The 13246-nt window shown below is 62.8% G+C and carries 10 protein-coding genes; 5 read left to right on the forward strand and 5 right to left on the reverse strand.

Annotated elements, in window-relative coordinates; translation table 11 throughout:
• Positions 1 to 24 precede the first annotated feature (24 nt).
• A complete protein-coding gene (locus ACMGFM_RS06435) occupies positions 25 to 954 on the forward strand; it encodes a ferritin family protein (RefSeq protein WP_436901617.1) in 930 nt (309 codons plus the stop codon).
• Here ACMGFM_RS06435 and ACMGFM_RS06440 read toward each other — a convergent pair.
• The 3 genes from ACMGFM_RS06440 to ACMGFM_RS06450 form a co-directional block, all read right to left on the reverse strand.
• Positions 951 to 1799: a phosphatase PAP2 family protein gene (locus tag ACMGFM_RS06440; RefSeq protein ID WP_436901618.1), complete on the reverse strand. Its 849-nt coding sequence runs from the start codon at positions 1797 to 1799 to the stop codon at positions 951 to 953. The two genes, ACMGFM_RS06435 and ACMGFM_RS06440, sit on opposite strands and share 4 nt — an antisense overlap.
• 41 nt (positions 1800 to 1840) lie before the next feature.
• Positions 1841 to 3454, reverse strand: coding sequence for a bifunctional phosphoribosylaminoimidazolecarboxamide formyltransferase/IMP cyclohydrolase (purH, locus tag ACMGFM_RS06445; protein WP_436901619.1), 1614 nt, complete (start codon positions 3452 to 3454; stop codon positions 1841 to 1843).
• Positions 3455 to 3812: 358 nt separating this feature from the next.
• Positions 3813 to 6425, reverse strand: a complete 2613-nt coding sequence (locus ACMGFM_RS06450; protein ID WP_436901620.1) for an efflux RND transporter permease subunit — start codon at positions 6423 to 6425, stop codon at positions 3813 to 3815.
• Between the two features lie 201 nt (positions 6426 to 6626).
• On the opposite strand from ACMGFM_RS06450, the gene ACMGFM_RS06455 reads away from it, so the two are divergent.
• Positions 6627 to 7385: a TrmB family transcriptional regulator gene (locus tag ACMGFM_RS06455; protein WP_436901621.1), complete on the forward strand. Its 759-nt coding sequence runs from the start codon at positions 6627 to 6629 to the stop codon at positions 7383 to 7385.
• Between the two features lie 181 nt (positions 7386 to 7566).
• On the opposite strand, the gene ACMGFM_RS06460 is transcribed toward ACMGFM_RS06455, so the two are convergent.
• The gene (locus ACMGFM_RS06460) at positions 7567 to 9789 is read right to left on the reverse strand and encodes a CDC48 family AAA ATPase (protein WP_436901622.1); all 2223 of its coding nucleotides are present in this window, start codon (positions 9787 to 9789) and stop codon (positions 7567 to 7569) included.
• 141 nt (positions 9790 to 9930) lie between these two features.
• Here ACMGFM_RS06460 and ACMGFM_RS06465 point away from each other — a divergent pair, with 141 nt between their 5' ends.
• Complete coding sequence (locus ACMGFM_RS06465) at positions 9931 to 10353, forward strand: universal stress protein (RefSeq protein ID WP_436901623.1); 423 nt, start codon at positions 9931 to 9933, stop codon at positions 10351 to 10353.
• Between the two features lie 42 nt (positions 10354 to 10395).
• Complete coding sequence (gene larC, locus ACMGFM_RS06470) at positions 10396 to 11700, forward strand: nickel pincer cofactor biosynthesis protein LarC (RefSeq protein ID WP_436901624.1); 1305 nt, start codon at positions 10396 to 10398, stop codon at positions 11698 to 11700.
• Here the strand turns inward: larC and ACMGFM_RS06475 are convergent.
• Positions 11697 to 12425: a type 1 periplasmic-binding domain-containing protein gene (locus tag ACMGFM_RS06475; RefSeq protein ID WP_436901625.1), complete on the reverse strand. Its 729-nt coding sequence runs from the start codon at positions 12423 to 12425 to the stop codon at positions 11697 to 11699. The genes larC and ACMGFM_RS06475 overlap by 4 nt on opposite strands.
• Positions 12426 to 12561: 136 nt before the next feature.
• On the opposite strand from ACMGFM_RS06475, the gene ACMGFM_RS06480 reads away from it, so the two are divergent.
• Entirely contained in the window at positions 12562 to 13242 is a 681-nt protein-coding gene (locus ACMGFM_RS06480) for a glycerophosphodiester phosphodiesterase (RefSeq protein ID WP_436901626.1), read from the forward strand.
• Positions 13243 to 13246 lie beyond the last annotated feature (4 nt).

The following is a 13246-nucleotide window of genomic DNA, read 5'->3' on the forward strand; positions in this document are numbered from 1 at the left end:
GTAGCTCTCTCCGTAGGGTACGGTATGGAACTCGATAGCAATCGGGAGCTCCAACTCGACAGGGGGAGTAAGGGGACACGGTACTACCGGAACGCAGTCGAACGACACTGGGACCCGGGAGAGATCGACCTGATCGAGGACAGCGAGCGCTTGATAGAGTATCTCCAGACCAGCGAGGACAGCGAGGAGGTATTCGACGTCTTGCGCCAGAATATCGCACGATTCGGGGCCGGCGAGCAGGCTGTCACCGAGGACCTCGCGCCGCTGGCGACGGCGCTTGACAACCTCGACGACCAGATGTTCATCACGACACAGATCTACGAAGAAGCCAAACACACCGACTTTTTCGACCGGTACTGGCGGGAGGTGATCCACGCTGTCGAGGATGAACTGGGCTACGAGCGCTCTTCGCCGACGGACCCGGTCTGGTACAACGACGCCTACGACGAACTGTTCGAGCGCAACGAGCGCGCGATGGGCGCGTTGCTGGACGACCCGACGCCAGACACCTTCGCCGTCGCATACTGTCACTACCACCTGACAATCGAGGGGATTCTCGCACAGACTGGCTACTACGGGATGCAGCAATCGTTCGCCGAGGATAGCCACCCCGAACTGCCATCGCTGCCCGGCCTGCACCGTGGCTTTACGAAAATCAGGCAGGACGAGGGCCGCCACATCGGCTTTGGGATGACCAAACTCAAGGAGCTAATCACCGAGGATGATGTCGACCCGACGCTGCTGAGCGAGACAGTGATGGAGTTGATGCCGCTGGTCAACGGCATCACCGCAGAGGAGAACGAACAGAACGAAGACATCGGGCCGACGCCGGACGAACTCCGCGCGTACGCAAGCGGCAAACACACTGACCGGATGGAGCAGATCACCGACGCCAGCGAGGAGATTCCCGACGTGGAGACACTCACGCAACTGGACGGGGCCGGCGCGGACTAACTACTCCCAACAGCGAACCGGTCGGGCACGGCCCATCCGACCGCCCACGGCGCGGTCATGATTCCTGCCACGAGCACGGCAAAGAGCACGACACCCAGTCCGGGGTGAATCCCGAGCAGTGTCTCTTCGAGCGAACTCACAACCACCAGATAGGCGAGGCCGACGGCGACCAGCGCGACGCCCTCGCGACGGGAGCGCAGCGACGGCATCGAGTCCAGTGCACTCGCTCCGGCGAGGCCGCCCAGCGCCGACCCGAGACTCACGACTGCGAGTGAGAGTTCTGCGCCGGCGATCGCTGCTGCGACTACTGCTGGCACTCCGAGCGCGACGCCGACAGCGAATCCACGCACCGGGTCGCCGTCGGTGACGCGGTTCATCACGAGTAGAAACCCAACCCCGATGGCAACTCCTGCGATGACATCCGCGAGGTAGTGGACGCCAATCACGACCCGTGAGAGTGCGATGGCCACGATAAGCACAACAGCAGCGGCCGTCGTCACAGAGTTGCGGTACCGGTCGAAGACTTGGACGAGTCCACCGTAGACGACTGTCGCGGTGAAGGCGTGGCCGCTGGGAAAGCCGTACTGGTCGTACTCCCGGGCGACAAGTTCGACCTCCGGCCGCGGCAGAGCGAACCCGAGTTTCAACAGCAAGACGACCGACGCGCCGGCGACGATGTAGCTGACCACGAGCGCGCTTTGCTCGCGGTCCAGTACCCAGTACAGCACGGACAACAGCACCATCACTGTGGTCACGCCCCCGAGGTCGGTGACAAAGAGCGCGAACTCGAGATACTGCTCGGGGTACTGCTCCCAGAGCCACCGGCTCTGTTCTTCGAGACGCATCGATTCTCACGTCGCCGGGCGATGGCTTAAAACTGGCCGGTTCAGTCGTGACGGAACGACCGCGTGCCGGTGAAGACCATCGCCATATCGTGCTCGTTGGCAGCCTCGATGACCATGTCGTCGTTTTTCGACCCACCGGGCTGGATGACGGCTTCGATGCCCGCCTCGGCAGCGTGTTCGATGCCGTCTGGGAACGGGAAGAAGGCGTCCGAGGCCATCACGGCACCCTCGGCGTCCTTGCCTTCAGCGTGCTCGTCGGCTTTCATCGCTGCCAGCCGAACGGCGTCGACCCGGGAGACCTGTCCCATCCCGATACCGACGGTTTCCGTCCCTTTTGCGAAGAGGATGCCGTTCGATTTGACGTGTTTCAGCGTGTGCCATCCGAACAGCATCGACTCAATCTGGTCGTCGGTTGGTTCTCGCTCAGTGACGACCTCCAAATCGGATTCGTCGAGCGACTGCAGGTCTCGTTGCTGCACGAGTCGTCCGCCGACCAGTGGTTTCTCGGTTAGTTCCTCAGTTCGTTCGCCCAGGTCACCGACTTCGAGCACTCGCAGGTTGCTTTTCTCGAAGAGCACATCCATCGCGTCGTCGGTGTAGCCCGGCGCGACGACAATCTCTTTGAACGAGTCGATAATCTGTTCGGCCGTCGCCGCGTCACACGTGCGGTTGAGCGCGACGATACCGCCGAAGGCACTCTGTGGGTCCGTCGAGAGCGCGTCGTCGTAGGCCGCCGCAAGTGAGTCTGCGGTCGCACAGCCCGCGGGGTTAGTGTGTTTGATGACCGCTGCCGCTGGCTCGTCGAACTCCTTGATGAGGTTCAGCGCGCCGTCGGCGTCGTTGTAGTTGTTGTACGACAGCGCCTTCGCGCCCTCGTTGAGCTGGTCGGCGTGAACGACACTCGCCTCGTCGGCCGTGTTGTCGGCGTACAGTGCCGCGTCCTGGTGTGGGTTCTCTCCGTACCGAAGTTCGGTCGCTCGGTCGTTGCTGAGCAGTCGACGCTTCGGGAACTGTCCACCGTCGTCGCCGTCGACAGTGACTCTCTCGGCCTCGTAGTCCACCTCGACGCGGTTCTCGGCGAAAAACTCCACTGCCCGCGGGTAGGCTGCAAACTCACCCTGGTAGAGGACTCGCTCTGCCACGTCGTCGCTGTCGTCACCCTCGTAGACTGGCACGGGTTCCTGCGTAACGATGGGACCACCGTCGACCTCTGACTCGACGACGTTGCCATCCTCGTCGGTGGCGTCGGTGACGACGTGGACGGTACAGCCCGTCACCGAGACGCCAGCCTCCAGTGCGTCACCCCAGGCGTCCATGCCGGGGAACGACGGCAGCAACGCTGGGTGGACGTTCAGCGTCGTCGGCATCTCGTCGAGGAATGTGTCTGAGAGAATCCGCATGTAGCCGTCGAGACAGACTAACTCGACATCGTACCCGGAGAGTGCGTCGACGACTCGTCGCTCGTGCTCCTTGCGCGATTCGCCGTCTTTCTGCACCACCGTCTCGGTCGGAATCCCCCGTTTCTCGGCCTGTTCGACGACTGGTGCGTCTGCAGAGTTCGTCAGGATTACCTCGACAGTTGCGCCGCCCGGCGACCGGTCGGCGATGTTCATCAGATTGCGTCCGCGGTTGCTTGCCATCCCGGCGAGTTTCATATCTGAGTGGGGGGTCGGCGCTTCCTAAACCGTTGCGATACCGCCTTTTTCGTGGGTGGGCTGGGGACGGCCCTTTGGAGCACTGCGGGACTCCTCCAGCGAACGCCGTCTGCAGATGTCCCCGACTTCTTCGGTCGAGGCGAATCGGTGATTCGGCGACAATCGGAGCGTTTACTGTCGTGAGTGGGGGCGACACACCTCTCTCTCTCGCGCCCCTGCCAGCAGGCGTGGGCGTCACGGACACGCCGCCAAAGAGAGCGGAACAGTGAGAGTCCAGAGGTCCACCAGCCCAGCGGGTGTTCGGATACTCGTGTGAGGTTGGACACGGAACCTGTCAGATTCGTCGCCCGAGATTCCGTCAGCGCAGGTTCCAGCGGTCGAGCGCTCGCTCACGGAGCACCAGTAGACCGGGGAGCATCGTGACGACGGCGACGAACGCGAAGATAATTGCCAAGCCAGTGACGATACCGAACCGTTGCAGCGGCGGCGAGAGCGCAACGGCGAGGACACCGAAGGCAGCGGCTGTCGTGGCCGCGCTGGCGAGCAGTGTCCCGCCAGTCCCAGTAATCGTACTCCGGAGTGCCGCCTGCAGCGTGTCTGATTTCTCGCGTTCGTCGACAAACCGCTCGCCAGCGTGGATACTGTAGTCGACACCGAGTCCGATTGCGAGACTGGTGATGACCGCCGTTTCGCTGTTGAACGCGATTCCGAGCAGCGACATCGCCCCCAACAGCCACGACAGCGAGACGACGACCGGGACCAGCACCAATGCCCCCAGCGACAGCGACCGGTATCGCGCCCAGAACAGCCCTGTCAGGAAGAGCAGGATGACCACTAGCGTCACGGTGAACCCCTCGATGAGGGTTTCCAGCAGCGCGTCCTGGATGACTGCAGTCGTCACCGTCCCGCCAGTCGCGACGGCGCTGACCCCGGCGGCATTGCGTTTGATGTCGTCGGCGTACGCGCGGGTGTCCCCAGCGATGGTCTGGGCCGACTCGCTGCTCCTGACTGAGAGCAGCAGCCGGATCGACGTGACGGTCCCGTTGTCCGCGCGGCTGATGTACTGACTCCCAGTCTCTCGGTCGGCATCGTACAGGGCCGCGTAGACCGCCGCGACGTTCTCGTCGGGGAGGCCGTCGTTGTCGGGGTCGTTGCGCTCGACGAACTGGGCGAAGCTCTCGTTGTCGGCGGCCACGTCACGAATGGCCGTATGCGGGCCCGCGACAGCGGCTCGTCCGTCGGGCCGAAGTTGAATCGAACTGCTATCGGCGACGCTGTCGTCCGCAGTATCGAGCGTCTCCAGAAGCGCGGGGTCGGTGACTGCCCCGCGTATGAGAACCTGTGACTGTCCAGCATCACCCCCGACTTGGAAGTTGTCGCTCAGATACTGGAAGTCCTGGGAGATAGTGTACTCACCGGGAGCGAGGCCACCCGGGAGGTACTGTGCCCAGTCGGGAGCGTCCTCCGGGAGAAAGTCAGCCTGATTGAACTCGGTATCGATGGTCGTCGCGCCGTAGGCTCCGGTCGTGGACAACAACAGCGCGATGACGACGATGGCGACCGGCGCACGAGTCGTTACGACGGCTAATCGTTCGAGTGCGGAGTTCGCCAGGCCGCTATCGACGCCGAACGCAGGCTTGCGACGATTCCACCCGAGCCGATTTTCGATAGCCCCGTCGAGCTCTATTTTCAGTGCTGGGAGCAACACCCCGAACGCGACGAAGACGGCGAAGATGCCGCCCGCGCTCAGGACGGCGAAGTCCTGAATCGCCGGCAGTGGGCTGACAACGTTCGAGAGGAACCCGACAGCCGTCGAAACGGTGGCGGCGGCCAGTGCCAGCACAACGCTGCCGAAGCCGAGTGCCATCGCAGGCCGGATTCCGCGGGTGGTCGTGTCGGTGTCGTCTGCTTCGAGCGTCCCCTCGCGGGCCTCACGATAGCGCATCACGACGTGGAGCGCGTAGTCGATACTCAGCCCGATAAGCAAGAAGGGGACGGCGATGAGGATGACGTTCATCGGAATCGCAAGCCAGCCCATGATTCCGACGAGCCACGCCATCACGAGCGCGATACCGAGAAAGGCCAGCAGAATGTCAAGCACGTCCCGGTAGGTAATTCCCAGCACGAACAGGATAAGAACCAGCGCGAACGGCGTGATAATGGCGAAACTATCACCAGTCGCCCGCGACGAGGCGTCGTCCGAGACCCCCTGGCCGAAGACGAACGCGTCGTCGAATTGCTGGTCGGCGAGTCCGTCAATCCTCACCTGTGCGTTATACGCGGCTGTTGGGTCCGCGTTCTCGCCGCTGTCGTCGACTTGCGTAATGAGGGTCAATCGGGCCGTGGCGTCCGTCGAACCGGGGTCGTAGCTCCGCGGGAGGAACTGGTAGGGGTCTTGTCCGCCGAGCGTGTCGCTGTCGGGGTCGAGTACGTCGGCCAAGAGCTGTTCGACTGCCTTGCTGTCACGCGATTCGAGCGCGTCGATTTGTGCGGACAGCGGTGGTGCGCTGGTCGGCGGACTGCTGCCAGTTGCGGTGTCAGTATCCGCTGACTGCTGTCTGCCCGCGCTCGCCAGCTGTCGGTCCTCGTAGACGGCTGCTGTTGCGACGACATTCTCGATACCGACGAAACCCTGTCCCGAGAGCGTCGCGTTCAGCTTTCTCTCTTCTCGTACCGTCTGCTGGAGGTACAGGCCCGCCAACAGCGAGTCACGAGTCAACACGTCCCCGCTCTCGTTACGGACTACCAGCTGTGCAACCACACCGTCGTCTCCGCCGTAGTTACTCCGCACAAACTCGCTCGCGGCCGTCTCTTCGGAGTCGACCTCGAAGCCACCGATATCCTGTTCGCCCGCGCCGCCCACTGCTGTCCCCGCGATGACGAGGGCTGTGACGACGACAACGGCGAGAATGACCAGTTTGCTGTGTGTCGTGAGTAGCTTTGCGTACCGCTGTGAGAGTCGCCCAGCCATACCTAAACTATCCCGACGCTGTCACACGACGACTCTCGCACCGTACACGGGCCGCTGCACTCGTTACCGTACATCCTTGTTAATCGTAGCTCTCTCGGCGGACTACTTAACTGTTTGTAGATATCTACAATATCTATATGACGGGGGAACTCGGTCGGGAGGCGGAACGTAGAACAACCGGCCAGCGACCAGTGACAGACGATGAGTGAGCGCGAGGCCGTCGAGTCGTTGCGGACGCTCGGGTTATCGAACTACGAGGCACAGGTGTTCGTCGCGCTTCAGCAACTCGGGAGCGGCACCGCACAGGAGGTGAACGACGTGTCGGGCGTCCCCCGGTCGCAGGTGTACGGGGCGGCCGACGACCTCGCTGCGCGTGGCCTCGTGGAGGTGGTCGAAACCTCGCCAAAGGCGTACCGTCCGGTCGCGCTGTCGACGGCCCGCGAACTGCTGACCGAACGACTTGAATCCGAGGCCGACAGAGCCTTCGACCGCCTCGAATCGATACGTACTGACGAGGCCGACCTCGGAGATGGCGCGGGCGTCGCGACACTCAGGGGACGCCAGCCGATTGACGACCGCATCACGACGCTCGTCGAGTCAGCCACACACACCGTCGTTTTCGTCTCTCCAGCGGCTGCAGCGATGACGTCGGAGATAGCTGACGCGCTCCGGGGTGTGTCCGAGGTGGCTGACGTGACCGTCGTCACTGCTGACCGGTCGCTGACCGAGACGTTTGCCGAGGACCCCGTGACCGTGTTCGTGATGTCAGAAGACAACCCGGCAGACTTCGCCGGTCGAGCACTGATGATTGACGACCGCACGGTACTGCTGGCCGCCGAGACGGAAGACGCACCCGTCGACGAGGAAGCCCTCTGGACTGGCGACACCAGCATCGGCCGCATCCTGGCGGCGTTCATGCGTTCGGGCATGGAATCCGGCCGAGACCGACACCGAGAGTGAGACGCTACGACGTGTCTCACTCTTCGTCACTCCCGCCGAGACTGCGCCGGCAGCGAACTCGCGTCTGTTCGGCGAACACCATTGACGGCCCACCGGGCGAGCAACTGCACTCTCCGGTATCTTCTTGGGGCGCGTTAACACTACTGGTGTTTGGACGCCAAGCGAAAAGCGGACGCGTGGTTTACTGGAAGCCGATGCGACCACCGGGACGCTGGTCGCGGTCCGGACCGCTGCCGCGGAACTCCTCTTCCATCTCCTCGTAGTACTCCCGCAGATCCTCGGTAATCGTCGGTCGGACGTTGTCCATCGCCTGTCGGAAGTGCCGCATCTCGACAGTGTCGGCCTCTTCGTCCTGTCGCAGTGCTTCGATGGCAGATTCGCGGGCAATCGACTCCAGGTCGGAGCCGACGTAGCCGTTGGCCACCTCGGCAAGTTCGCGCAGGCTGACGTCCGGGCTGAGCGGCATATCGTCGGTGTGGATCTTCAGGATCTGCTCGCGACCCTCAACGTCGGGTTCGCCAATCATTACGAGTCGGTCGAATCGGCCCGAGCGAATCAACGCCGGGTCGATCATGTCCGGGCGGTTCGTCGCGCCGATGACCATCACTTCTTCCATCTCTTCGAGGCCGTCCAGTTCGGTCAGGAGTTGGTTGACAACCCGCTCTGAGACGTTCGAGCCGACTTCACCGCCACGGCCCGGTGCCAGCGAGTCGAGTTCGTCGAAGAAGATGACCGTCGGGGCCACTTGCTTCGCTTTCCGGAACGTCTGGCGGATGGCCTTCTCCGACTCACCGACCCACTTGCTGAGCAGTTGCGGGCCACGCACCGAGATGAAGTTCGCGTCCGTCTCGTTGGCGACGGCTTTGGCCATCAGCGTCTTTCCTGTTCCCGGCGGGCCGTAGAGGAGTACGCCAGAGGGTGCGCTAATCCCCATCCGCTCGAATTTCTCCGGTGAGTTGATCGGCCACTCGACGCTCTCTTTGACCTCCTTTTTTGGTCCGGGTAAGCCACCCACGTCGTCCCAGCTAATCTTCGGTAACTCGACGAGAACTTCCCGCATCGCCGATGGACTCACCTCGTTGAGCGCGCCGCGGAAGTCATCGCGCTTGATTATCATCCGGTCGATCAGGCTCGGCGGGATATCTTCCTCGTCGAGGTCGATTTCGGGCAAATACCGCCTGAGCGCCTTCATTGCCGCCTCTTTGGTGAGACTCTCGATGTCGGCGCCGACGAATCCGTGGGTCTCCTCGGCGAGTTTGCCAAGGTCGACATCGTCCGACAGCGGCATCCCGCGGGTGTGAATCTGCAGAACCTCGCGACGACCGCTCTCGTCCGGCACACCGATCTCGATTTCACGGTCGAACCGGCCGGGGCGGCGCAGTGCAGGGTCGACGCTGTCGACGCGGTTCGTGGCGGCGATGACGATGACCTGTCCTCGCGATTCGAGGCCGTCCATCATCGTCAGCAGTTGGGCAACGACACGACGCTCGACTTCACCCGTTACGTCCTCACGCTTCGGCGCAATCGAGTCGAGTTCGTCGATGAAGATGATGCTGGGCGCTTCCTCGCTCGCGTCCTCGAATATCTCGCGTAACTGCTGTTCGGACTCGCCGTAGTACTTCGATATGATTTCCGGACCGGCGATAGAGAAGAAACTCGCAGAGGTTTCGTTGGCCACTGCCTTCGCAAGCAGCGTCTTTCCTGTACCGGGTGGACCGTGCAGCAACACCCCCTGTGGCGGCTCGATGCCGAGTTTCTTGAAAATCTGGGGGTGTTTCATCGGCAGCTCGACCATCTCGCGGACGCGCTGGATTTCCTTCTGGAGACCACCGATATCCTCGTAGGTAATCCCGCCGCCAGTCTTCTCGAACCCAGAGATCGGCTCCTCGCGGAGTTCGACCTCTGTATCCTCTGTGATGAGACAGACGCCGTCAGGCTCGGTTTCGACGGCAATCAGCGGAATTGCCTGGCCCGGTGAGCGCATGAACGGGTGGTTCGTCGAACTCATCACCGGCACGATGTCGCGCTCGACGACCGGCCGTTTCAAAATCTGCCGTTTGACCATCCCGGCTGCGTCGCTGCCGAACTGGACGCTCGCCTCCTCCGGCGGCGCGAGGACGAGCTTTTCGGCCTTCTCAGCGTCGGCCTTGCGAATCTCGACGCGTTCGCCAATACCTACGTCGGCATTTTGACGTGTGAAGCCGTCGATGCGGACTGTGTCGGTGTTCCAGTCCTGACGGTCTGCCCGCCAGACTTTCGCGGCCGTCGTGTCCGCGCCTTCGATTTCGATGATATCCCCCGGCGAGAGTTTGAGATGCAACAGCGTATCCGGGTCTAACCGGGCGATACCGCGGCCCGAGTCGTTCGGGTACGCTTTTGCGACCTCGAGTTGCACTTCATTCATAGTAGACTGTGCCTTGGTCACACTCAGGTACCACCGGAGATATGTTTTTTGCTACCGGCGGGCCTCCGTGGGATCGTAACCCCTCTCAAAAATCCGAAATTTCCCCGTGGATTCATATGGTTGTCCTTGGTACTGGGGCACATGGTGTTTTTCGTCCCGTACGATGGATCACGTGTTGCCCGAGCGGCCTTGGACCGCGCAGTCGAACACGGGGAAGCGCTCGACGAACGGGTTGTCGCAGTCAGTTTTGTTCCGACAGGTGCGGAGTATGCACAGCGTCGGATGTGGATCGACCCCAGCGAGGATCTGGCGACCGACGGCGTCCACCAGCGCCTCGCCAAGAAAATCGAAGAGACAACCGACAGTGCCGAGCGGACCTTCGAGGAAACAACCGCGTCTGGCGTTCACGAGGGCGTCGCCGAGAGTGTCCGGCAGGTCGCCAGCGATGTCGGTGCAACGGTGCTGTTTGTCGGGACTGAAGACGACGAAGACGAACTAACAACGCCGTTCGGTTCGATTGCTCCAGACGGAACGTACGACGTACATCTCGTCCGGGCGTACTAACCAGTCGTCAGGCTATTGGCGTGTCCAGCCCCACTTGTCGGTATGGACACACTCGCTTTCGACGCCCGGATGGGGGCCAGCGGCGACATGATACTCGCCGCGTTGCTTGACGCTGGGGCCGACCCCGCCGTCCTCGACCCTGTCGAAGCCGCGCTTGACCTTACGTACGAGGCCAAGCAGGCGACGCGAAACGGTATCGCTGGCACCAGCGTCACTGTTGCCCTCACTGCGGACCATTTCGACAACCACTCACATAGTCACGACCACGGCGAGTCACACACCCACGACCACGACACCGAGAACTCCCATAGCCACGACCACGACACCGAGAACTCCCATAGCCACGAGCACGCCGAAGGTGCCGGACCGACACGCTCGTACACCGAAGTTGTCAATTTTGTCGAAGCGATGGACCTCCCCTCTGCTGTGGAGTCGAAGGCGCTGGAGATTGTCCGGTTGCTCGGCGAGGCTGAGGCGAGCGTCCACGGCACCGACTTGGCGGACACGCATTTCCACGAAGTCGGCGCTGACGACGCTATTGCCGACATCGTCGGCGCGGCGCTATTGTTCGATGACCTCGCGCCAGAGGCGGTTGTGACGACGCCCGTTGGGACCGGCGGCGGCGAGGTGTCGATGAGCCACGGCACATATCCGGTTCCCGTCCCGGCGGTGCTCGAACTCGCCGAACGGGCCGACTGGTCGCTGCGGAGCGGCCCAGTCGAGGCCGAACTGCTCACGCCGACCGGCGCGGCGATTCTGGCTGTCTACGCTGACGGCGTCGAACGTCTCCCGACACTCACCGTCGAAACGTCAGGCTACGGCGTGGGTGGGTACAGCTTCGAGGACCATCCAAATGTCCTGCGAGCAATCCGCGGCCAGTCTACAGACGGACTCACGCGCGACCCGGTGACGGTGCTGGAAACGAATCTCGACGACGCGACGCCCGAGGAACTCGGCGGCTTGCAGGCGACGCTCAGCGAGGCTGGCGCGCTGGATGTCTCGATTCTCCCGGCGACGATGAAGAAATCCCGGCCGGGTCACCTCGTGAAAGTCATCGTCAAGCCCGAAGACGCCGACCGAGTGGCGCGCCGCCTTGCCGTCGAGACCGGCACGCTCGGCGTGCGAGAGCACGGCCGCGGCCACCGCCTCATCGCTGACCGCGAGTACCAGACGGTGACAGTCGAGACAGAGTCAGGCCCCGCGGAGATTGGTGTCAAAATCGCCAGCATTGGCGACGAAGTGTTCGACGTGAGCGCGGAGTTCGACGACGCGGCGGCCGCCGCTACCGACGAACCGGTGCGCGAACTGATGCGCCGCGCGGAGCAGGCCGCACGCGAGACGCGTTAGGAGCGGTGCGTTTCCAGCGCCTCACGAATTGTCAGTTCGCCTGTTGCGACCGCCCGGGCGAGGTCGGCGTCGATGGTCCTGTTCTCCTCGCTCAGTTTCCGTGAGCGCTCCTGAATTCGCTTGAGTTCGCCGCCCGTCGGTTCGACATCGCGTTTCTCGATTGGCTCGCCCTCCATTCGGGCAATGTTCGCCGCGGCGAGCACGTCTGCGACACCTCGCGTGCCAGCCCCCAGATGTGGCGTCGTCCCAGTCTCGTCGACGAGTTCGACTGGCAGTCCCTCGATATCGTCGACGATCTGTGCGCCGATCAACCGCGCGCCGTCGCCGATTCTCACGAGCGGGCTGGTCGCGCCCTCGGCTTCGTCGTGGACAATCTCGGCAACTCGGTCGGGCGGCACCTGAAACGTCGCGACAATCATCCCGCCGGAGAGCACGGCGATACCGGGCTGTTCGCCGGGGTCGATTCCGATTACTGTCCGGCCGTCCTCGCCGCGCAGGGCCGCAAGTGCTTGTTCGACGCCACTGCGGGCCTCCTCACCCGCTGCTCGCACGAGGGCTACCTCTGGGCTGACGCTAATCTCGTCATCCGTGCCAGTGAGCACTACCGCAGTCTCATCTGGGAACTCGGTCCCCGGTTCGGCCGTGGTGAAGGCAATCCCGCGGTCCTGTAACTCGGAGACAGCGTCGTGATAGAGCTCGAAGTCACTCGTCGCGAGGACGATCACAGCCGTAGTTGGCTGCTCGTGTACTTAGACGCTGCGCAGACCCGTTGACGCGTGGCTATATAGCGCTATTGTCGCCTGAGACCCCTCTATACGCCGATTAGTCGGATTTAATACCGCGACGCCGCTTTCGCCACTAATGCGACGAATCGCCCATCGCGGCTGTCCTGACCACGGACCCGAGAACACGGTCGCAGCGGTTCGGACCGCAGCCCCCTACGTCGACATGGTCGAAATCGACGTTCAGCGGTGTAAATCCGGTGAGATTGTGGTCTTTCACGACGAACGCCTCGGTCGGCTTACGGACGCCAGCGGCCCAGTGAGCGAGTACACGTACGACGACCTGTCGTCGCTCACTGTCGGCACCTCTGCGGAACCCATTCCGCGATTGACCGACGTCCTCGACGCGCTCCCGCCGGGGACAGGTGTCAATGTCGAACTCAAACACGCCGGGATGGCTCCCGACCTCATCCCGCAACTGTCCGACTACGACGAGCCTGTTATCGTCTCGTCGTTCGACGCCGGTGCACTCAGCGCCTTTCGCAACGAGCCGATTCAGACCGCGTACCTGTTCACCTACCCCTTCAGGAGTGCACTCGACCGCGCTGTGGAACTCGGCTGTGAGTACCTCCACCCACACCACAGATTCGTCGACGAGGCGGCGATTACCCGCGCTCACGACCACGGCTTCGCGGTCAACGCCTGGACGGTCCCGTCGGAGCCAAAAGTCCGAGACCTCCGTGCGGCGGGCGTCGACGGTGTCATCGTCGACTCGTGGGAAATCGTTTCGCCGCTCGAACAGCACGCACAGGTCGACTGACACG

It is taken from the genome of Halovenus halobia, from assembly GCF_051414135.1.
In the GTDB taxonomy this organism is placed as follows: domain Archaea; phylum Halobacteriota; class Halobacteria; order Halobacteriales; family Haloarculaceae; genus Halovenus; species Halovenus halobia.

Coding starts and splice junctions, on each gene's coding strand:
- ACMGFM_RS06435 (WP_436901617.1), top strand. CDS start 25: ATGGAACTCGATAGCAATCGGGAGCTCCAACTCGACAGGGGGAGTAAG.
- ACMGFM_RS06440 (WP_436901618.1), bottom strand. CDS start 1,799: ATGCGTCTCGAAGAACAGAGCCGGTGGCTCTGGGAGCAGTACCCCGAG.
- purH (WP_436901619.1), bottom strand. CDS start 3,454: ATGAAACTCGCCGGGATGGCAAGCAACCGCGGACGCAATCTGATGAAC.
- ACMGFM_RS06450 (WP_436901620.1), bottom strand. CDS start 6,425: ATGGCTGGGCGACTCTCACAGCGGTACGCAAAGCTACTCACGACACAC.
- ACMGFM_RS06455 (WP_436901621.1), top strand. CDS start 6,627: ATGAGTGAGCGCGAGGCCGTCGAGTCGTTGCGGACGCTCGGGTTATCG.
- ACMGFM_RS06460 (WP_436901622.1), bottom strand. CDS start 9,789: ATGAATGAAGTGCAACTCGAGGTCGCAAAAGCGTACCCGAACGACTCG.
- ACMGFM_RS06465 (WP_436901623.1), top strand. CDS start 9,931: ATGGTGTTTTTCGTCCCGTACGATGGATCACGTGTTGCCCGAGCGGCC.
- larC (WP_436901624.1), top strand. CDS start 10,396: ATGGACACACTCGCTTTCGACGCCCGGATGGGGGCCAGCGGCGACATG.
- ACMGFM_RS06480 (WP_436901626.1), top strand. CDS start 12,562: ATGCGACGAATCGCCCATCGCGGCTGTCCTGACCACGGACCCGAGAAC.